The organism is Streptomyces sp. NPDC001634, from assembly GCF_040298185.1.
Lineage (GTDB): Bacteria > Actinomycetota > Actinomycetes > Streptomycetales > Streptomycetaceae > Streptomyces.
The window spans coordinates 129554-148121 of the sequence record NZ_JBEOZU010000008.1; the positions used below are offsets into that span (position 1 = coordinate 129554).

The window sequence follows — 18568 nt, forward strand, 5'->3', positions numbered from 1 at the left end:
ACGGGAAAGGCCCTAGCGATGCAAGATGTGCGTGATGCGTGGGCGAAGGCCTCCGCCAAGATCGAGAAGTGGCGCCAGGTGCCCGAGGTCGTCCAGGCGGTGCGTTCGACGGCCGCTGCGACCATCGCGTACGTGATCGCCGTACGCGTCAGTCCTGAACCGGCTCCGCTCACGGCGCCGCTGACGGCCCTCCTCGTCGTCCAGGTGACGCTCTACGCGACGATCACCAACAGTGTGCGCCGGGTGAACTCCGTCGTGGCCGGCGTCGTCATCGCCATCGGCTTCAGCGTCCTGGTCGGCCTGACCTGGTGGAGCCTGGCCCTGATCATCCTGGCCTCACTGGCCGTCGGGCACCTCGTACGTGTCAGCGAGTACGTTCCCGAGGTGGCGATCAGCGCCATGCTGGTCCTCGGGGTGACCCAGGTGGGCAGTACGGCCTGGGCCCGGGTTCTGGAGACCGTCATCGGCGCGGTGGTCGGGCTCGGCACCAATCTGTTCTTCGCTCCCCCGGTGTGGGTGGAAGCCGCCGGCGAGTCCATCGAGGGGCTCGCGCGCCGCATGCGGCAGCTGATGCTGCGCGTCGGTGAGGAGGCCTCGGGCCGTACACCCGCCACACAGGCGACGGCCCGGCTGCAGGAGGCACGTCGGCTCGACCACGACATCGTCGAGGTGGATGCGGCCCTGCGGCAGGCCGAGGACAGCCTCAAGCTCAACCCCCGGGTCCGCGAGGGCCTGCTCCACCGGATCGTGCTGCGTACCGGACTCGACACACTGGAGATCGTCACGGTGGTGTTGCGGGTGATCTCCCGTACCCTCGCCGACCTGGCGAAGGAGCGCGAACCGGAGGCGCTGTTCGAGCCGGAGATCGGAGCTGCGCTGGAGCGGCTGCTGTCGGAGATCGGTGATGCCGTGGTCAGTTTCGCGGTGCTCGTCACCACCGACGTCAGCCGTAGCGCCGAGTCGGCGGAGACCCGGCTCGCCGAGGAGCTGGCGACGGCGGGCGCGACTCGTGACAAGCTGGCCCAGCTGCTGCTGGAGGAGGTGCAACGGGACACCCGTCAATGGCAGTTCCACGGCGCCGTGCTGACCGAGGTCAACCGCATCCTGGACGAGCTGGACACGGAACACCGCACCCGTCGTCTGCTGGAGGAACTGGACCGCTGCACCCGGGAGCAGCGCGAGCGCAATCCGCGTCTCACCCGGCTGCGGGACCGTATGCGCGACCCTCGGCTCGCCCGGCTGCGCGGTTTCCTCCCGGGCCGGAACCGTCCCGCTCGGCCTCGTCGTTCTAAGTGACGACGAACGACCGGACGGGGAAAGGGGCGGGCGCATGGGCAAGGTGCGCATCGACGGGAACGCACTGCTGCTGCCGGGGGGTGTACGGGTGCGTTTCATGCGGACGTTGCGGCTGCCGGAGACGGGGACGCACGCACTGCCGCCGGGACTGGGCGAGTTCCCGGTCCGCCGGGTGGAGGACTACGCGCAGACGGCGCCCGCCGAGTGGCGGGCGCGCGGCGGCGTGATGCTGCCGGTGTATCTGCGCGAGGCCATGTGGCTGAGCTTCGGCGCGTCGGAGCCGGCCGCGCTGCAGGTGGGCGTGGGCAAGGTGTGTGCGGTCTCCGGGAAGCCCTGGAGCGCCCGTCTCAGCCGCAGTCCGCAGAACTATGTGGTGCTGCCGCGCCAGCCGTGGCTGGACGGGATCAACTCGGGCAAGGGGACGGTCCGCCAGTTCGTGGCGGTGCCGCTCGGTCTCGGGGCCACCGTCGAGGGTCAGGTCACCGGGGAGGAGGTGTGGGGCGGCATCCAGCTCCAGACCTTCCCTCTCGAGGAAGCGCGCCTCGTCAGGTGGCGGGAGGAGGAGCGGCGCAAGCGGGAGCGGGCCCGCGGGGTCACGGGACTCTACGGGGGCGCTCCGCCGGCCCCGGGTGCCGCACCCGCCGCTCCTGCCATGGCCGCGGCCCCGGGCGGTCCCCCGCGCAGCGCCCCCGCCATGGGTCTGGGCGTCGGCGGTTCGATGCGCCAGGAGGTCTACAAGGACGACTGGCCGGCCGGGAGCTGGGCCGAGGAGCCGGCCGGGCGGGTGTTCGTTCATCTTGTGACGCCCCCGGAGTGGCGCCGCATCACGGGCGAGGCGCCTCCGCCGTCCCCCGTGGACCGCGCGGCGTACACGAAGGCCGGACTGCCGTGGTTCGACTACTACGACAAGGTCGGCGAGGACCTCGCCCCCACGGACCCGCTGGGGCAGGTCAAGCCGGTCGGTGACTGGCTGGGCGATGACCACGAGCCGTGGCAGCAGCCCTCGCCGCACCAGGTGAAGCCACTCGGTGACGCACCCGGCAAGCCGGTCGAGGACGGCGACTGGTAGCCGATGCGTTGCACACAATGCAACGCCCGTTGTCCACCTTGCACTTGGCGGCCGGTACACGCGATGGTGGCTGTCACAGCTGAGGCCACCGACTCCTGGGGTGCGGGCATGGACAAGGGTGCGGAACCAGCGCGGGGTTCGCTCGGCGGCTGGAGCAGACGCCGTTTCCTCGGCGCCGCCACGGCCGCCGCCGCGGTGACGACGATCCCGGCGCCCGCGGCGCCCGGGCAGGCGCCGGCCGAGCCGTGGCAGACTCCGGCCGAAACGCCTTCGCCCCCGAGCCGTCCCTCCGGGGCCCGGCCGCTGTTTCTCGGCACGTACACCTCCGTCGAGGGCGGCGGCCAGGGCATCGGCCTGGCGACGTACGACCGGAAGTGGGGCCGGATCAACGGCACGGGGGCGGTGACGGGCGTCGCCGATCCGTCGTACCTCGCGGTGCATCCCGACGGGCGCACGCTCTACGTCGTAAATGAGCGGCAGGACGGCGGGGTGACTGCCGTGCGCCTGCCCGGATACGAGATCCTCGGCAGCCGCAGCACCGGCGGCGCGGGCCCCTGTCATCTGTCGGTGCACCCGAGCGGGCAGTGGCTGCTCGCCGCCGACTACCTCTCGGGCAGCGTGGCCGTGCATCGCATCGAGCCCACAGGCGCGCTCGGCGAGCGCACCGATCTCGTCACGCACTCCAGTCCGCCGCCCGGGCCGGGCCAGGAAGGGCCGCACGCCCACCAGTTCATCACCAGCCCCGACGGCGGCCATGTCCTCGCCGTGGACCTGGGTACAGACACCGTCTACACCTACCGCCTCGACCCGTCCAAGGGCCCGCTCACCGAGGTCTCCCAGGCACACACACGGCCGGGCGCGGGGCCACGCCACCTCACGTTCCACCCCGGCGGGCGCTTCGCCTATCTGGCGAACGAGGTCGACAACACGGCGGTCGTCTGCGCCTACGACCCGGCGACCGGGCGCCTGACCCCGGGAGAACCGCAGTCCACGGGCACGGACGGGGCAGGAGTTGTCCTGCGCAGTTCGTGGTGACGGCGGACGGATCATTCGCGTATCTGGCCAACCGCGGCCACAACAGCCTGACCCGGTACGCGGTCGGGGCCGGCGGCGCCCGGCTGCTACTGCTGGACACCGTGCCGGCCGGCGGGGACTTCCCGCGTCACATCGCTCTCTCCCCGGACGGCGGGCTGCTGTTCGCGGCGAACCAGCGGTCGGGCACGGTCAGCGTCTTCCGTGTCGACCGCGTCAGCGGTGAGCTCCGGCTCGCGGGCGAGCCGTTCGCCTCACCCGTCGCCGTCTGTGCGCTGCCGTTGTAGCGCACGGGGGCAGGCGGCCCGAGCGGCCTGCGCGAGCAGAACGTGCATGCGTTCGGTCAGCTGCGCCACGTCGTCGGCGGGCTTGTGGAACGTGAGGCGTGCGTCGCCGTGGCTGCGGGCCCGCTCGATGCGCAGCGTCAGCCCGTGGCGGTCGACGGAGAGCGGCCGCACGCGTACGGCACCCTGCAGGCTGTCGGGGTCGACCAGCCGGGTCAGGCGCTCGACGGCGTCCGGGTGGGCGTCGGCGAGGTGGGTGAGCAACCGGGCCTCGGCCGTGGCGAGCGGGTCGGGCTCGGCGACCGCGTACTCGTCGGGATCGACGACGACCACGCCATTGGCCCGGCGCAGCGCCACGCGCGTCGGCCGGAACGCCAGATGCCCCTCCTCGGACACGAACCATCCGGCGAGCCAGAGCCGGGCGCGGATCCGGGACCGTACGGGAACGGGCGCGACGTCGGCGAACTCCAGCACCGCGGACGGCTCTCCGCGCGGTGCGCAGATCGCGGCGGTGCGCAACGCGCTGTCCTCGGGCAGGTGCAGGAGCACCCGGCCGTCCGCGGTGACGGTGTGCGCACCGACGAACTCCTCCCGGCCGCCCTCCGCGGTCACCGCGCAGGACCATGCGGCGGCCAGCACCGAGCGGGCGCGTTCCGCCGCGGCGGGCGCGGCCGTCCAGGTGTGACGGTCACCCATCCCCAACCTCCTTAGGTAAGCCTTGCCTAACTTATCGGAGATCGGGGCGCACGCCAACCAGGCCCGGGTCCTGACGGGCCCCGTCAGGGCGTGATGACTCCCAACAGCGCACGGGCGCACAGGTCGCGCACCTGCTCCCGGGACAGGTCGGCGCCCCTGAGCCACTCCAGACACACGGCCGTGGTGAAGGCCAGCCAGCCGCGGACGGCCATCCCCAGGTCCGGCCGCTCCCGAGAGGCCGGTCCGAACTCGGGATCCACCGCGAGCGCCGCCAGGATCTGCCGCTCCTGCGCCGCCAGCGCCCGCTGGTAGACCTTCCGCACGGCCTGGTCCCCTGCCGCGTCGGCACGATGGAAGGCGCGGAAGCCGTGGGCGTGCTCCTCGACGTAGGACAGAAAGACATCGAGACCGGCGGAGAGCTGCTCGCGCACCGGAACTCCCGGAACGGCCGCGGTCATCCGCAGCATCCGCTCGCTCTCCCGCTCCACCACCGCCGCGAAGAAGTCCCGCTTGGTCGGGAAGTAGTGGTACAGCAGCCCGCGCGAGACACCGGCGATCTCGGCGACCTGCTCGATCCACACGTCGTCGTACGGATTCTCCGAGAACAGCCGCGCCCCGACCGACAGGAGCTGCTCCCTGCGCTCCTCGGTGCTGAGGCGGCGGCGTGTGCGCTCCCCGTGATTCGCGGCCATGGCCGCACTCTACTTGACGCCGGTTCAACAGCGGGACCACACTGAACACGTTATTGAACCCACGTACAACATGCTCGACCTGCCGGTGCATCGAGGGAGATGGCGTCATGGCGGAGACGACGGCGACCGCAATTCCCAGGGGCTTCCGCGGCGCGGAGCTGGGCTGGCCGGAGCTGGACCGCATTCCGCACCCGCCGCACCGGATCCCGCTCGTGGGCGATGTACTCGGCGCCGACCGCCGTCGGCCGGTGCAGGACTCGATGCGCTATGGACGTCTGCTCGGGCCGATCTTCCGGCGGAGGTTCTTCAGCCGGGAGATCGTGTTCGTGGGGGGCGGGCGGCTCGCGGCCGATCTCGCCGACGAGTCGCGGTTCGCCAAGCATGTGGGCCTCGGGGTCGCCAATCTGCGGCCGGTGGCAGGGGACGGGCTGTTCACGGCGTACAACCACGAGCCCAACTGGCAGCTGGCGCACGACGTCCTGGCGCCAGGCTTCAGCCGCGAGGCCATGGCGGGCTACCACCCGATGATGCTGGACGTGGCCGAACGGCTGATGGACCGCTGGGACACGGAGCAGGCGGCGGGCCGCGCCGTCGACGTGCCCGGCGACATGACCAAGCTGACGCTGGAGACGATCGCGCGCACCGGCTTCGGCCATGACTTCGGTTCCTTCGAGCGCTCCCGGCCGCACCCCTTCGTCACCGCGATGGTCGGCACGCTGACGTACGCCCAGCGGCGCAACGTCGTCCCCGGGCCGCTCACTCCCCTGCTGCTGCGCAGCGCCACCCGGCGCAACGAGGCGGACATGGCGTACCTCAACCGCACGGTCGACGAGGTCGTACGGGCCCGGCGCGCCGCCCGCGGCGAGGGCGACCTGCTCGACCGGATGCTGGAGACCGCGCACCCGGTGACCGGGGAGCGGCTCGCGTCCGAGAACGTCCGGCGTCAGGTCATCACGTTCCTGGTCGCCGGGCACGAGACGACCTCGGGCGCGCTCTCCTTCGCCCTGCACTACCTCTCCCGCCACCCCGACGTCGCCGCGCAGGCCCGGGAGGAGGTGGACCGGGTCTGGGCAGACACCGCACGGCCCGGCTACGAGCAGGTCGCCAGACTGCGGTACGTCCGCCGGGTCCTCGACGAGTCCCTGCGTCTGTGGCCGACCGCACCGGCCTTCGCCCGCGAGGCGCGGCACGACACCGTCCTGGACGGCGACCATCCGATGCGCCAGGGCGCCTGGACGCTGGTGCTGACCTCGATGCTGCACCGGGATCCGGAGGTGTGGGGTACGGACGCGGAGCGCTTCGATCCGGACCGGTTCGACGCACAGGCGGTACGGGCCCGGCCCGCGCACACCTTCAAGCCGTTCGGGACGGGGGCGCGGGCCTGCATCGGGCGGCAGTTCGCGCTGCACGAGGCGACGCTGGTCCTGGGCCTGCTGCTGCGCCGCTACGAGCTGCGGCCGGACCCCGGCTACCGGCTGCGGGTGGTGGAGCGGCTCACGCTGATGCCGGAGGGGCTGCGGCTGCACCTCGACCGCCGGGTCGCCGGGCCGCGTACTCCGGAGGCCGGCGCCGAGGCGTTGTCAGAGCTGCGGTGCCCAGTGACCGGGGCGCGTGACTGAGGCCGGGAGCCTGGTACCCGTGCTGCCCCGGGCCGCGTTGATCTGGGGCTGGGTCAGGAAGAAGGCACCGGTCAGATTGGCGTCGGTGAGGTCCGCGTCGCGCAGGTCGGCGCCGATCAGATCCGCACCGCGCAGATCGGCACCCGTGAGGTCGGCGGCTATGAGGTAGGCGCCGCGCAGGCTGGCGCCCCGCAGGTCGGCGCCCTTCAGGCGGGCGCCGATCAAGTCGGCGCCCCGGCGGTCCTTGGCACGGCGGCCGGCCCCCGACCGGACGAGCTCGCTGGCGCGCAGGAGCAGCACATTCACCTCCTGCCGGTGAGCGCCCACGTCCAGCTCCCCCAGTTCTTGGAAAGTCCGAAGGGTGAGCGCCTCGGTCTTCTCCAGCATGCGCCGGAGGTCGGCGTGGACCGGGCGGGCCGCGGGCAGGCTCAGCGCCTCGGTCAAGTACCACAGCAATTCGTGGAGTTGGCGGACGACGGGGAACACGTCGAACATCCGCCGGGCGTGCTCCCGGCCGCCCGACCGCCAGTCCTGTCCGCCGAAGGTGACCTGGGAGACCTTCTGTCCGGCGCCGAAGCAGTCGTAGACCGTGCAGCCGGAGAAGCCGCGCGGCCGCAGCTCGGTGTGGACACCGCAGCGGAAGTCGTCCTGAAGGTTCCGGCACGGTGTGCCGGCGTCCTTGTCGATCGCGAAGTCCGCCGAGCGGGCGAAGGGCAGCGCGACGCAGCACAGGGCGAAGCAGTTGCCGCAGTCGGCGCGCAGGTCGGAGCGGTCGGCGGGGGTGGTGTGCATGACGTCCACCCTAATGACCTGGGGTATCGCCGAGGAAACCCTTATGTCGACGACAGGACCTAGCGGTGCTCGGGGTTCTCGTAGTCGCGGCGGCAGCCGGCGTCCCAGGCGGTGCGCTGGTTGCCGTAGGCCGGGATGCCGCCCAGGTCCTTCAGCGCCCGGGCCAGATGGAGCAGGTTCCAGGTCATGAAGGTGGTGTTGCGGTTGGTGAAGTCGTTCTCCGGACCGCCCGAGCCGGGGTCGAGATAGGACGGTCCGGGGCCCGCCTCGCCGATCCATCCGGCGTCCGCCTGGGGAGGGATGGTGTACCCCAGGTGCTGCAGGCTGTAGAGGACGTTCATGGCACAGTGCTTGACGCCGTCCTCGTTGCCGGTGATCAGGCAGCCGCCGACGCGTCCGTAGTAGGCGTACTGACCGCCCTCGTTGAGCAGGCTGGAGCAGGCATAGAGGCGTTCGATCACCCGCTTCATCACGGAGCTGTTGTCGCCGAGCCAGATGGGTCCGGCCAGCACAAGGATGTCGGCCGCCAGGACCTGCTGGTACAACTCCGGCCAGGCGTCCGTCTCCCAGCCGTGCTCCGTCATGTCGGGCCAGACACCGGTGGCGATGTCGTGGTCGACGGCGCGCAGGACGTCGACGTGAACGCCCTGGCCGCGCATGATGCCGATGCTGCGGTCGATCAGTCCCTCGGTGTTGCTCCGCTCAGGCGACCGCTTGAGGGTGCAGTTGATCACCAGGGCACGCAGGTCGTCGTAGTGGGCGGGCGGTGAGTCGGTGGCGGGCGACGAAGCGGTCACACGGTCCTCCCGGGGAGCCCGCCGCCGTGCCGGTCACGGCGGCGCATCGGCGTCCATCGTGCGGTCCGGTCACGGCTCCCGCCACAGCAGTACATCCGAATGGCGCCGGCGTCGGGATGGAAACGAGCCCTGCAGGCCGTGGCCGAGCGCGGGCGCCGGTCCGACGGGCCCGCCCTCTCACATCCAGTCGTCGGGTCCCGGGTCGCCGCCCGCCGCCACCGTGGCGAGCCGTCCCACATAGTGCGTCCAGCCCTCCTCGTGCGCCGCGCAGGCCTCCGGAGAGGGCAGGCCTCGGTGGACCAGGCGCAGCAGGGTGCCATCGGCGACCTGTTCGAGGGTGATCTCGACGGTGGTCGAGCCGGGTTGCAGGTCCATCCCGCCCTCCGCCCAGCCCCAGGTGAAGACCAGCCTCTTGGGCGGGTCGACCTCGACGAAGTGGCCCTGCGCGACGTTCTCGCCGTTGCCGGTCGTCCGATAGGCGCCCCCGGGCTGGAAGCTGAACTCGCCGTCCTTGCCCATCCAGGACAGCCACTTGTCCCGGTCGGTGAAGAAGGAGAACACCGTCTCGGGCCGGGCGGCGATGAGCCGTTCCACGGTGACCACGTTCGCGTTCAAGGGCTCGCCCCTTCGGAGTCTCCAGGCCGTTCCCGCTCCGCCCGCTCGGCCGCCTCCGCCAGCTCGGCCAGCGTGTCCAGCTTGGCCGCCCACATGGACTGCAGATAGTCGGCGAGCGGGCCCATGGCTTCGCGGTCTGCGCGGTAGAAGCGCTTCTTGCCTTCCTGGCGCAGCGTAACCAGGCCCGAGTCCCTCAGCACCTTGAGGTGCTGGGAGACGGCCCCGAAGGTGACGTCGAACCGCTCGGCGATCTCCCCCGCGGACAACTCCGCATCCCAGACCAGGCGCAGAATCTCGCGCCGTCGGGGTTCTGCCACCGCCCGCACCGCATCCATGAATGTCATTTTAGCCGCTGCTACAGCTTGCTATCGAGGCCGAGTCATTTTAGTGTCTACTAAAGTGAAGCGCAGCGACCTGAGAAGGAGCACACGTCATGGCTGACATTGCGATGCAACTGCACATCGAGGCCGACGCGGACACCGTGTACGAGGCGATCTCCACGGCCGAAGGCATCCACAGCTGGTTCACCACGACCGCCACCGCCGGCCAGGGAGTGGACGGCGTGCACGAGCTGGGCTTCCCGGGTGTGCCGGTGCCGTGGCGACTGCGCGTCACCGAGGCGGAGGCCGGCAAGCTGCTCGTCCTGGCCGGTGAGAACGGTCCCTGGACCGGCACCGTCCAGACCTACGAGGTGCTGCCCCACAGCGAGGGCGGCGTCACCCTGCGCTTCACCCACAGCGGCTTCCCCGCGGTCGACGACGCCTACCGGGACTTCACCTACGGCTGGGCGACGAAGTTCGTCCAGCTCAAGGCCTACGCCGAGACGGGTGAGCCGGCGCCCTTCTTCACGTGCTGACTCCCTGCCGGCATCCGGCCCCATGCCCCATACCGACCCCCGCCGGGCCGACCGGCGCCTCCGAAAGAGACAACCGATGAACACCCAGCACAGCACGCTGCACCCCGCCATCCGGGAATGTGCCGATGCCGTCGCGGCGACGGCCGCCGACATCCGCACCGAGCAGCTCGGCGACCGCACCCCGTGCGAGAAGTTCACCGTCGCCGAACTCCTCGACCACTTGGGAAGGACCCTGTCGTCGTCCTCGCGGGCCGCCCGCAAGGAGCCGCAGACCGACGACGGCGTCACGCCGGCGATCTCACCGGCGGCCGTCGCCGAGTCCGCCGCCCTCGTCGCAGCGGCCTGGGCCGACCCGGCGGCCTACGAGGGAGCCACCGAGTTCGGACCTGGAGAGATGCCCGCCGCCTTCGCGGCCGGGATCACTCTGCAGGAACTCGCCCTGCACGGCTGGGACCTGGCCTGCGCCATCGGCCGGCCGTTCACCCTCGACGAGGAGACCGCACGGGTCACACTGGGCGTCGTCGAGCAGATCGCCGAGCAGGCCCGGGCCACCGGTGCCTATGGCGCGCCCGTGACCGTGTCCGCCGATGCCCCCGCCTTCCACCGTGCGCTCGGCACCAGCGGGAGGAATCCTGAGCGGGGCGACTGAGCGGTTGGCGGCGAAGGAAGTCCCCGGGCGGCAGGATCGAGGAACCGGTATGACGATCGACGAGACGGCAGAGCGCGTGATCAGGCTGCCGCCCGAGCAGGTGGCCGCGTACGCCATGGACTGGCGCCATGATCCCGAGTGGACCCAGGGAATCCGCACGGCGGAGCTCACCCGGGAGGCGGACGAGGGCGGCTTCGGTGTCGGCGCCGAGGTCACCCGCACGGCGCACTTCCTCGGCAAGCGCATCGACTATGTGCTGCGCGTCGCGGCGTACGATCCTCCGGACCTACTGGACATGGTGTCCGTGGCGGGCCCGATGCCCATGCACGTCACGTACACCTTCGCCGCTCACCCCCAGGGCACCCATGCCCGCATCCGGGTCCGGGGCGATGCCGGCCGCTTCTACCGCCTGGCCGCGCCCGTCATGGCGAGAAAGGTCCGCTCGTCCATCGGCAAGGACCTGCGCGACCTGGAGCGCCGGCTGCCGGAGCCGCGGCGGGCCACGCCATCGTGACCAGTGCCCTGTCCGGGAAAGCTCACCTCTGAGTTTCCCGCCCTGTGGGGGTCCTCTCATCCGTACGAAAACAAACTCCGCTACCACGGAAGTACACGTCGTACGACCCTGGAGAGACGTCATGTGCACGCACTGGCCCCCGTGCCCGCCGGCCGACCGTTCCGACCACGATGCGGCGGTCATCGTCTCCGCCCACCCCGAGCAGGGCTGGAATCTGCTCTGCAACGGCACCATCGTCTTCGACGACACCGGCGAACTGCTGCCGGACGGACGGGCGGTGGCTCCGCTGGGGGTGACGGAGCGCACCGCCGTCTGACGCCTGGTCAGTTCTCCAGTGCCGTGAGGTCGAGCCCCTCGAGCCGCTCGGGGTCCGACAGGATGTACATGCCGACGATCCTGCCGCCCGCGACAGTGACGCCCGTGACCGACATCGGCCGGCCCTCGGGCGCCGTGACGACTCCGATCGCACCGTTGACCAGGGCAAGCCGTGCGTACTGCGCGAACTGCCGGAACATGAACGCCGATTCCGCCACCGCCCTGGCGCCGCGCAGTGCCTTGGACGCGGCCATGCCGGTGACCAGGGCGCCGGAGTCGGCCCGCAGCACGACGTCCGGGTCGAGGACGGCGACCAGGGCCTCGAAGTCGCCGCCGCGTGAGGCCGCGAGGAACGCCTCCACCACCTCGCGCTGCCGCCCGAGATCCGGATCGGGCGCCGGACCCGCGCCCTGCACCCGGCGGCGGGCGCGGCTGGCGAGCTGCCGGGTCGCCGCGGACGTGCGCCCGACGACGGGCGCGATGTCGTCGAAGGGCACCGCGAACATGTCGTGCAGCACAAAGGCGAGCCGCTCGGCGGGCTCCAGCGTCTCCAGCACGACGAGGAGGGCGAGCCCCACCGAGTCGGCGAGCAGCACCTCCTGTTCGGGATCGATGCGCTCCAGAGGGCTGACGACCGGGTCGGGGACGAAGGTGTCGGCCATCGGTTCCTCACGCCGCGCGGTACGGGAGCGCAGCATGTCGAGGCAGATCCGGCCGACGACGGTGGTGAGCCAGCCGGCGAGGTTCTTCACCTCGGTCACGTCCGAGCGGCTCAGTCTCAGCCAGGCTTCCTGCACTGCGTCGTCCGCCTCGCTCAGGGAACCGAGCATCCGGTAGGCGACGGCTCTGAGATGCCCGCGATGTTCCTGGAAACGGTGTGCCAGCAGTTCCTCGCCGTCCAGTTTCCCGCCGTCCGGTTTCTCTTCGCCCGGTTCCACGTCGCCCAACTGCCCGTCCTTCATCCATCCCCGTTTCGAAAAGCCGTCTGCGTCGGCACCGGAACCGGAACCGATCCAAGCACGGCCGTCACTCCCTGTTGAAACCGTGACCGGCTAACGGCTGAAAAGCTCGAAAGCCACTGCCGGTTTGCCACCGAACCGCTTGCCCATGGTCTCGGCGTGCGCGGTCAGGAAGGACCGGACGTATGTCTCCGGGTCCTCGTCGGTCAACGCCTCGATGTACGTGCGGTGTTCCAGCAGGGAGCGCACCGCGCGCTCCAGGCCCGGTGCCGCCTCCACGGCGTGGGTGGGCGTCGCGGAACCGGCGACGGCGACCCAGCGGACGCCGTTCCAGGGCTCCAGGCCCTGTGCGGCGAGCTCCGGGAAGATCCACCGGTTGCCGGCGTCCGCGACCGCGTCCAGCGTGGCTCGCCCCACGGCCACATGGTCCGGGGTGTTCCAGGCGACGCCGCCCCAGGTGTCGCGGTGGTTGAGGGTGAGGACCAGTTCGGGTCGGTGGCGGCGGATCGCGGCCGCAATGTCCCGGCGCAGTGCGATGCCGTACTCGATCACGCCGTCCGGGTGGTCGAGGAACTCCACCGTCGACACGCCCACCACCGCCGCGCTCGCCCGCTGCTCCCGCTCGCGCAGGGGCCCGCACTCGGCGGGCTCCAGTGAGTCGATCCCCGCCTCGCCACGGGTCGCGAGGACGTACGCGATGTCGCGACCGCTGTCGGTCCACCCGGCGATCGCCGCCGAGCAGCCGTACTCGAGGTCGTCGGGATGCGCGACGACGGCGAGGGCGCGCCGCCAGTCGTCGGGCATCGGCGTGAGCTGGTCGTTCTGCGGCTCGGTCATATCGGCAGACTAGCCCGTCACCCCCATGGCGGTAGCGGGGTTGAGAGCTGCCGATGTGACGCACCGCCAGGGACGGACGGAGGGGTGCCGTACGCCCCTGCGGAGGACGGCTTCGGAAGCCGGGGTGAAGCCTCCGGTCAGATCTCGTCCCGGGTCAATGCCAGCAGGCGGTCCAGGACGCGTGGGCCGCCCGCGCGAACGCCGTCGTGTTCGAACTCATCCGTGACCCAGGTGCGCAGGCCGCGGATGGTACGGGCTGTCTCCAGGGCGTGGGTGGTGTCGACGTACATGTCGTCGTGGTAGATCGCCGCGGCGACCGGGACCTCGTTGGCGGCGAGGCGGGCGGGGTCGTACAGCCGCGTCCAGTCGGTGCGCTCGGCAAGCAGGTGTGCGGTATCGCGCAGGGAGCGCAGCGCCGGGTCGGTGTCGAACATCCAGGGGTGCACGGACTCCCCCGTGAACAGGACCGGTCCGTCGCCCGTCAGCGTCTTCGCCGCGTCGAACTGCGGGAACTCCGCGCGCACCCGCTCCGCCGACCACGCGGTGGGACGCTCGTCCTGGCCGTAGACGGCCTCGTGGACCAGTGCGTACAGGGGGTGTCCCGCGTACGAGAGCAGACTCTGCACCTCCTCCTGGAAGGCATCGGAGAGCGCGAAGCCCTGCGCGGTGCGGACGAAGGCGTTCTCCAGGAGGAAGTGGAGGCGGTGGCTGCCGTCGCTGCCGCCGAGGAGGATGCCGAGGGACTGGAAGGCCTCGACGGTCAGCCGGTAGCCGCCGTTCAGGACCGGCTCATGCTGCAGCAGGTACTCGGTGATGCGGCGGACGCGTTCGACGTCCTGGGGGTAGCGGGCGTAGTGGGCGGCGACTTTGCGTTCGATGCGCGGGAACGCGGCGCGGTAGACGTCGTCCGCGTGTGCGTCGAGGGAGGGAAGGCCACCGGTGATCAGAGCGGCACGCAGGCCCTCGGGCGCCGTCGACAGGTAGTGCACGGTGCAGAAGCCGCCGAAGCTCTGCCCGAGGACCGTCCACGGGGCCCCGCCGGTGACCTGCGGGCGGATGGCCTCGCAGTCCCGGACGATGGAGTCCGCGCGGAAGCGCGCGAGGTAGTCGGCCTGTTCGCGGGGACCGCCGCGCAGCGGGAGCGTCTGCCGATTGGCGGGCGTGGAGGCGCCGGTGCCGCGCTGGTCGATGAGGAGGACGCGGTACTCCTCGAGGGCCCGGCCGAGCCAGGCCTGCTTACCGACGAAACGATTCGCCCCGAAGCCGGGGCCACCCTGGAGGTACACCAGCCAGGGCAGGTCGTCGCCCGCCTTGTCGGTTGCGACGACCTCCCGTGCGTACAGCTCGATCGTCTCCCCAGACGGGTCGTCGTGGTCGAGGGGCACAGTGAAGCGGCGGTCGGTGAGGACGACACCGGGCTGGCGGTAGCTGAGACTCAAGAGGGCTCCCGAGACGGAGGGATTCCAGGCCGCGTCCCAGTTCAGCACATGGTCGCGGGTCACCGGCGCCCGGGGATCAAGAAACCCGTACTGACCGGCTGATCAGCCGGTTCAGTCGCCGTACGACGGCCCGTCCTGGGGGAGCAACTCAGCGCGCCGCCAGACTGGAGCGGCGGACCACCAGCTCCGGCTGGAGCACGACCCTCCGGTGTTCGTGGCCCCGCGCCCCGGTCTCCTCCTCGGTCTCCTCCAGGAGGAGTTCCGCGGCGAGCGCGCCCATGGTGACGGCGGGCTGCCGTACGGAGGTGAGCGGCACGGCGGCTGCCGCGGCGAACTCGATGTCGTCGTAGCCGACGATGGCGAGGTCCTCGGGGACGCTCACCCCGGCCGCGTACATCGCCTGCAGGACACCCAGCGCGAGCAGGTCGTTGGCGCAGAATGCGGCGGTCGGGCGGTCGGCGAGTCCCAGGAGCCGGGCGCCGGCGTCCCGGCCCGCGGCGACGTCGAGGCGTTCCGTCGGCAGTTCCCTCAGTGCCTCGGGGCCGAGCCCGGCCTCGGCCAGCGCGTTCAGGGCACCGGTACGGCGGTCCCTGACCTGGTTGAGTCCGGGCGGCCCGCTGACGTATGCGATGGAGCGGTGCCCCGCGTCGACCAGATGCCGCACCGCCAGGGCGCCGCCCGCCACGTCGTCGACCGAGACGGAGCACTCGGTGGTGCCCTCGGCGACCCGGTCGACCAGCACAAACGGGATGCCGTGGCGGCGGAACGTCTCGATGTTGCGGCCGGTCGCGTCGGCCGGGGTGAGCAGTACGCCGCGCACCCGCTGCTCGGCGAAGAGCGACAGGTACTCGGCCTCCTCGGCGGCGCTCTGTGCGCTGTTGCAGACCATCACGCCGAGCCCTGCCTCGCGGGCGGCCCGCTCCGCGCCGCGGGCCACGTCCACGAAGAACGGGTTGCCCATGTCGAGGACGAGCAGTCCCATGATCCGGCTCCGCCCGGCCCGCAACTGCCGCGCCGACTCGCTGCGGACGTAGCCCAGCCGGTCGATCGCGGACTGCACACGGGCGCGGGTCTCCGAGGCGACCGTCTCGGGGCGGTTGATGACGTTCGAGACCGTGCCCACGGACACTCCGGCGGCGCGGGCGACGTCCTTGATACCCACCGTATGGGCCATCAGGCGGGGACCTCCATGGAGACAAGGGGCGGCGGGCAGGGCTTCACATTACCGTCACCGCCCGTACGACAGGCCCGGTCAAACGGGCAGTGCGAAGTCGACGACGTGGAGCGCCGAGGGTGTCGTGCCGCTGGACTTCTCCTGGTACATGAACGACAGGACGTTGTCCGCCCGGACCCTCATCTCGTCGATCACGACCTCGCCGAAGGCGTTCAGGCCGCTGCCGTCGTACAGGAGCGTCCAGTCCGTGTGGCCGGAGGACTTCGACGCGCCGGCTATGCGGCCGTACGGAAAGATCGCGTAGGCGTTGTCGTACTTGTCGAGGACCAGCTTGGTGCGCTGGCTGGAGTTCAGGGCGACCGGGATCTCGGTCTTCTGCCAGGTGCCGGAGGAGATCTTGCGGACGTGGAAGGCGCGGCCGTTGGCGGTTCGGTCGGCGACGTAGTCGGTGGTGCACTGGCCGAAGCGGCCGGGGACGTAGCTGATGATCGCGTGCGGCAGGCCGGAGGAGTCGGTGGACTGGCTCTCCTGGTTCATCAGGGAGTGGTCCGGGTTGAGGGAGTCGACGACGAGTCCGCCGTCCGTGACGGCGACGGTGTCGGAGCTGCCCGTGGTGGCGACGAGGGTGCCCGCGTCGTTGCGCCAGGTGCGGCCGCGGTCGGTGGAGTAGACGTAGCCGGTGTCATGGTTGGTGATGCCGCCGCTGTTGCACATCACGGCGGCGTTCTGCTCGCGCCAGCTGAAGAAGGCATGCAGCCGGCCGCCCGCGTCGTAGTCGATGCCGTGCAGATACATGTTGCGGGCCGTGCTGGAGCCGTGCGAGCTGGTGTAGGTGCCCGTCGAGCTGGTCCACTCCCCCAGCGCGGTCCAGGATGAACCGTCGTACTCCGCCAGGGCGTTGCGGCCGTTGCCGGAGATCCCGACGCGGTAGCTCAGCTGCAGCTTGCCCTCGGGCGTCGGGACGAACTGCGGGTAGGTGAACTGCGAGGTGAGGGCGAGTCCGTCGAGGGATGTCTGGATCGAGCCGAAGACGGACGAGGTCCAGGAGGTGGTGCCGGGGTTGTCCAGCACACCGGCGACGGACTTCACATAGAAGTAGCCGTCGCTGTGCGAGTCCATGTTGATGTGCAGACGGCCGTCGATCTTGGAGACGCCCATGGAGATGACGTTGTGCGAGTCGTCGCTCTTGAGCGTGTGGGAGAGGGTGACCGTCGACCATGTGCTCGCGCCGAGCGAGCGGCGGGCGATCACCGCGTTGCGGGTCGAGGTGTACCAGGCCGCGTACTGGTAGCCCTTGTAGGTCAGCAGCCCGTTCTTCTGGAACGAGTTGTTGTTGACCAGGCCGTCGTACGAGACGAAGTAGACGGCTTGGGCGTCGAGCCGGGTGCTGCCGGTCCTGGTGACCGAGGGGCCGGGGTCGGCCGCCCTCGCCGTGCCCGGTGCCGCCACCGCGGCCAGCAGGGCGGTCGCCAGCACACTGCGTCTTCTCATGAGCGGGGCTCCAAAGTCAGGCGAGGTGGAACACTTCGGTGAGGGGCTTCATGGCCTCGTCGGGTCGGGCGCCGTCCAGCGATTCGAAGAACGGCGCCATCTCCGCCTGCCAGCGGGCGTTGACATCGGTCGCTTCCATGCCGGCCAGGGCGGCTTCGAAGTCCTCGGTCTCCAGGTAGCCGACGAGCAGACCGTCGTCGCGCAGGAAGAGGGAGTAGTTGTGCCAGCCGGTGGCCGAGAGTGCATCGAGCATCTCCGGCCACACGGCGGCGTGCCGCTCGCGGTACTCGTCGAGCCGATCCGTACGGACCTTCAACAGGAAGCACACGCGCTGCATCAACAGCCCTCCGGTGACTAGAAGTTGAACTGGTCGATGTTCTTGCTGTCGAAGACGGTCGGCTTGCCGAGGCTGATCACGCCGTCCTTGCCGATGGTGAAGGTTCCCATGTCGCCCGCCTTGAAGGTCTCGCCCTCCTTGCCGGTGATCTGCCCGGACGCCATCGCGACGGCGGTACGGGCGGCCAGCTCGCCGAGCTTGGCCGGGTCCCACAGCTCGAAGCCGTCGACGGTGCCGTTCTTGACGTACTGGCGCATGTCGTTGGGGGTGCCGAGGCCGGTCAGCTTGACCTTGCCCTTGTACTTGGAGCCGGACAGGTACTGCGCCGCGGCCTTGATGCCGACAGTGGTCGGGGAGATGATCCCCTTGAGGTCCGGGTACTGCTGGAGCAGGCCCTGGGTCTGCTGGAAGGACTGCTGGGCGTCGTCGTTGCCGTAGGCGATCTTGACGAGCTTGACGTCCTTGTACTTGGGGTCCTTCAGCTCGTCCTTCATGTAGTCGATCCAGGTGTTCTGGTTCGTCGCGGTCTGCGCGGCGGACAGGATCGCGATCTGGCCCTTGTAGCCGATCTGCTGCGCAAGCAGCTGCACCTCCGTGCGGCCCAGGTCCTCGGCGCTTGCCTGCGAGACGAAGGCGTTGCGGCACTCGGGCTTGGTGTCGGAGTCGTAGGTGACGACCTTGATGCCGTTGCTCATGGCCTGCTTGAGCGCGGTGCACAGGGCGCCCGGGTCCTGGGCGGAGACGGCCATCGCGTTCACCTGCTGCTGGGTGAGCGTGTTGACGTAGCTCACCTGGCCGCTGGTGTCGGTGGCGCTGTTCGGGCCGACCTCCCTGTACTTCGAGCCGAGCTCGGTGAGGGCCTTCTCGCCGCCCTTGTCGGCGGAGGTGAAGTAGGGGTTGTTGACCTGCTTGGGCAGGAAGCCGACGGTCAGGCCCTTCTTGAGGGCGGCGTTCGGGTCGGCCTTGCCGGAGGCGGCGGCCGAGCCGGCGCCGGAGTCCTTGACGTCGTTCTTGGTGGTGCCGCCGCAGGCGGTGGCGGCGAGGGCGAGGGAGGCGACGGCGGCGACAGCCGCGCAGGCACGACGGATCGAAGACTTGCGCATGA

At 70.6% G+C, this 18568-nt stretch carries 20 protein-coding genes and 1 pseudogene; 8 read left to right on the forward strand and 13 right to left on the reverse strand.

The genetic code is table 11. The features are described from left to right. Nucleotides 1-18: 18 nt before the first annotated feature. From ABT186_RS07690 to ABT186_RS07700, 3 genes and pseudogenes are all read left to right on the forward strand, one after another. Nucleotides 19-1296 (forward strand): FUSC family protein, encoded by a 1278-nt coding sequence (locus ABT186_RS07690; RefSeq protein WP_351234657.1) that lies wholly within the window; start codon nucleotides 19-21, stop codon nucleotides 1294-1296. A 34-nt stretch (nucleotides 1297-1330) separates the two neighbouring features. Continuing rightward, entirely contained in the window at nucleotides 1331-2365 is a 1035-nt protein-coding gene (locus ABT186_RS07695) for a hypothetical protein (protein WP_351924068.1), read from the forward strand. 108 nt (nucleotides 2366-2473) lie between these two features. Then, nucleotides 2474-3684, forward strand: a pseudogene (locus ABT186_RS07700) (lactonase family protein). Here ABT186_RS07700 and ABT186_RS07705 read toward each other — a convergent pair. Together ABT186_RS07705 and ABT186_RS07710 are read right to left on the reverse strand one after the other, a co-directional pair. Beyond that, nucleotides 3652-4377: a DUF2470 domain-containing protein gene (locus ABT186_RS07705; protein WP_351234661.1), complete on the reverse strand. Its 726-nt coding sequence runs from the start codon at nucleotides 4375-4377 to the stop codon at nucleotides 3652-3654. The pseudogene ABT186_RS07700 and the gene ABT186_RS07705 overlap by 33 nt on opposite strands. Before the next feature lie 83 nt (nucleotides 4378-4460). Continuing rightward, on the reverse strand, nucleotides 4461-5069 hold the full coding sequence (locus ABT186_RS07710) for a TetR/AcrR family transcriptional regulator (protein ID WP_351234663.1): 609 nt from the start codon (nucleotides 5067-5069) through the stop codon (nucleotides 4461-4463). A gap of 107 nt (nucleotides 5070-5176) precedes the next feature. Between ABT186_RS07710 and ABT186_RS07715 the strand changes: the two genes are divergently transcribed. Beyond that, the gene (locus tag ABT186_RS07715; protein ID WP_351234665.1) at nucleotides 5177-6688 is read left to right on the forward strand and encodes a cytochrome P450; all 1512 of its coding nucleotides are present in this window, start codon (nucleotides 5177-5179) and stop codon (nucleotides 6686-6688) included. On the opposite strand, the gene ABT186_RS07720 is transcribed toward ABT186_RS07715, so the two are convergent. From ABT186_RS07720 to ABT186_RS07735, 4 genes are all read right to left on the reverse strand, one after another. After that, nucleotides 6650-7480 (reverse strand): pentapeptide repeat-containing protein, encoded by an 831-nt coding sequence (locus ABT186_RS07720; protein WP_351924070.1) that lies wholly within the window; start codon nucleotides 7478-7480, stop codon nucleotides 6650-6652. The genes ABT186_RS07715 and ABT186_RS07720 overlap by 39 nt on opposite strands. Nucleotides 7481-7539: 59 nt before the next feature. After that, nucleotides 7540-8277: a flavodoxin family protein gene (locus ABT186_RS07725; protein ID WP_351924072.1), complete on the reverse strand. Its 738-nt coding sequence runs from the start codon at nucleotides 8275-8277 to the stop codon at nucleotides 7540-7542. Between the two features lie 177 nt (nucleotides 8278-8454). Continuing rightward, the gene (locus ABT186_RS07730; protein WP_351924074.1) at nucleotides 8455-8892 is read right to left on the reverse strand and encodes an SRPBCC family protein; all 438 of its coding nucleotides are present in this window, start codon (nucleotides 8890-8892) and stop codon (nucleotides 8455-8457) included. Further along, the gene (locus ABT186_RS07735; protein ID WP_351231278.1) at nucleotides 8889-9227 is read right to left on the reverse strand and encodes an ArsR/SmtB family transcription factor; all 339 of its coding nucleotides are present in this window, start codon (nucleotides 9225-9227) and stop codon (nucleotides 8889-8891) included. Before ABT186_RS07735 ends, ABT186_RS07730 begins: the two co-directional genes overlap by 4 nt. A 98-nt stretch (nucleotides 9228-9325) precedes the next feature. Between ABT186_RS07735 and ABT186_RS07740 the strand changes: the two genes are divergently transcribed. The 4 genes from ABT186_RS07740 to ABT186_RS07755 all read left to right on the forward strand — a co-directional run bounded on the left by ABT186_RS07740 (nucleotide 9326) and on the right by ABT186_RS07755 (nucleotide 11227). Continuing rightward, nucleotides 9326-9748: an SRPBCC family protein gene (locus ABT186_RS07740; protein ID WP_351924076.1), complete on the forward strand. Its 423-nt coding sequence runs from the start codon at nucleotides 9326-9328 to the stop codon at nucleotides 9746-9748. A gap of 76 nt (nucleotides 9749-9824) precedes the next feature. Further along, entirely contained in the window at nucleotides 9825-10397 is a 573-nt protein-coding gene (locus ABT186_RS07745) for a TIGR03086 family metal-binding protein (protein ID WP_351231274.1), read from the forward strand. Nucleotides 10398-10446: 49 nt separating this feature from the next. Next, nucleotides 10447-10911: an SRPBCC family protein gene (locus ABT186_RS07750; RefSeq protein ID WP_351231272.1), complete on the forward strand. Its 465-nt coding sequence runs from the start codon at nucleotides 10447-10449 to the stop codon at nucleotides 10909-10911. A gap of 121 nt (nucleotides 10912-11032) precedes the next feature. After that, nucleotides 11033-11227 (forward strand): DUF5999 family protein, encoded by a 195-nt coding sequence (locus ABT186_RS07755; protein WP_351231270.1) that lies wholly within the window; start codon nucleotides 11033-11035, stop codon nucleotides 11225-11227. 7 nt (nucleotides 11228-11234) lie between these two features. Here the strand turns inward: ABT186_RS07755 and sigJ are convergent, their stop codons facing one another. The 7 genes from sigJ to rhaS all read right to left on the reverse strand — a co-directional run bounded on the left by sigJ (nucleotide 11235) and on the right by rhaS (nucleotide 18566). Next, nucleotides 11235-12128 carry an RNA polymerase sigma factor SigJ gene (sigJ, locus tag ABT186_RS07760; protein ID WP_351231286.1) on the reverse strand — a complete coding sequence of 298 codons (894 nt, stop codon included), beginning with the start codon at nucleotides 12126-12128 and terminating at the stop codon, nucleotides 11235-11237. A gap of 150 nt (nucleotides 12129-12278) precedes the next feature. Then, nucleotides 12279-13022 carry a PIG-L deacetylase family protein gene (locus tag ABT186_RS07765; RefSeq protein WP_351231268.1) on the reverse strand — a complete coding sequence of 248 codons (744 nt, stop codon included), beginning with the start codon at nucleotides 13020-13022 and terminating at the stop codon, nucleotides 12279-12281. A 137-nt stretch (nucleotides 13023-13159) separates the two neighbouring features. Then, complete coding sequence (locus ABT186_RS07770; protein WP_351231266.1) at nucleotides 13160-14461, reverse strand: alpha/beta fold hydrolase; 1302 nt, start codon at nucleotides 14459-14461, stop codon at nucleotides 13160-13162. A gap of 148 nt (nucleotides 14462-14609) precedes the next feature. Continuing rightward, nucleotides 14610-15635 (reverse strand): LacI family DNA-binding transcriptional regulator, encoded by a 1026-nt coding sequence (locus tag ABT186_RS07775; protein ID WP_351231264.1) that lies wholly within the window; start codon nucleotides 15633-15635, stop codon nucleotides 14610-14612. 78 nt (nucleotides 15636-15713) lie between these two features. Then, the gene (locus tag ABT186_RS07780) at nucleotides 15714-17126 is read right to left on the reverse strand and encodes a BNR repeat-containing protein (protein WP_351231262.1); all 1413 of its coding nucleotides are present in this window, start codon (nucleotides 17124-17126) and stop codon (nucleotides 15714-15716) included. A 16-nt stretch (nucleotides 17127-17142) separates the two neighbouring features. Beyond that, a complete protein-coding gene (locus ABT186_RS07785) occupies nucleotides 17143-17463 on the reverse strand; it encodes an L-rhamnose mutarotase (protein WP_351231260.1) in 321 nt (106 codons plus the stop codon). A 17-nt stretch (nucleotides 17464-17480) separates the two neighbouring features. After that, nucleotides 17481-18566 (reverse strand): rhamnose ABC transporter substrate-binding protein, encoded by a 1086-nt coding sequence (rhaS, locus tag ABT186_RS07790; protein ID WP_351231258.1) that lies wholly within the window; start codon nucleotides 18564-18566, stop codon nucleotides 17481-17483. Nucleotides 18567-18568: the final 2 nt, after the last annotated feature.

Excerpts from the sequence above, each read along its gene's own strand:
- ABT186_RS07780 (WP_351231262.1), bottom strand. The coding sequence starts at position 17,126 with ATGAGAAGACGCAGTGTGCTGGCGACCGCCCTGCTGGCCGCGGTGGCG.
- ABT186_RS07720 (WP_351924070.1), bottom strand. The coding sequence starts at position 7,480 with ATGCACACCACCCCCGCCGACCGCTCCGACCTGCGCGCCGACTGCGGC.
- ABT186_RS07740 (WP_351924076.1), top strand. The coding sequence starts at position 9,326 with ATGGCTGACATTGCGATGCAACTGCACATCGAGGCCGACGCGGACACC.
- ABT186_RS07735 (WP_351231278.1), bottom strand. The coding sequence starts at position 9,227 with ATGGATGCGGTGCGGGCGGTGGCAGAACCCCGACGGCGCGAGATTCTG.
- ABT186_RS07690 (WP_351234657.1), top strand. The coding sequence starts at position 19 with ATGCAAGATGTGCGTGATGCGTGGGCGAAGGCCTCCGCCAAGATCGAG.
- ABT186_RS07765 (WP_351231268.1), bottom strand. The coding sequence starts at position 13,022 with ATGACCGAGCCGCAGAACGACCAGCTCACGCCGATGCCCGACGACTGG.
- ABT186_RS07705 (WP_351234661.1), bottom strand. The coding sequence starts at position 4,377 with ATGGGTGACCGTCACACCTGGACGGCCGCGCCCGCCGCGGCGGAACGC.
- ABT186_RS07745 (WP_351231274.1), top strand. The coding sequence starts at position 9,825 with ATGAACACCCAGCACAGCACGCTGCACCCCGCCATCCGGGAATGTGCC.
- ABT186_RS07695 (WP_351924068.1), top strand. The coding sequence starts at position 1,331 with ATGGGCAAGGTGCGCATCGACGGGAACGCACTGCTGCTGCCGGGGGGT.
- ABT186_RS07715 (WP_351234665.1), top strand. The coding sequence starts at position 5,177 with ATGGCGGAGACGACGGCGACCGCAATTCCCAGGGGCTTCCGCGGCGCG.
- rhaS (WP_351231258.1), bottom strand. The coding sequence starts at position 18,566 with ATGCGCAAGTCTTCGATCCGTCGTGCCTGCGCGGCTGTCGCCGCCGTC.
- ABT186_RS07755 (WP_351231270.1), top strand. The coding sequence starts at position 11,033 with ATGTGCACGCACTGGCCCCCGTGCCCGCCGGCCGACCGTTCCGACCAC.
- ABT186_RS07775 (WP_351231264.1), bottom strand. The coding sequence starts at position 15,635 with ATGGCCCATACGGTGGGTATCAAGGACGTCGCCCGCGCCGCCGGAGTG.
- ABT186_RS07750 (WP_351231272.1), top strand. The coding sequence starts at position 10,447 with ATGACGATCGACGAGACGGCAGAGCGCGTGATCAGGCTGCCGCCCGAG.
- ABT186_RS07710 (WP_351234663.1), bottom strand. The coding sequence starts at position 5,069 with ATGGCCGCGAATCACGGGGAGCGCACACGCCGCCGCCTCAGCACCGAG.
- ABT186_RS07785 (WP_351231260.1), bottom strand. The coding sequence starts at position 17,463 with ATGCAGCGCGTGTGCTTCCTGTTGAAGGTCCGTACGGATCGGCTCGAC.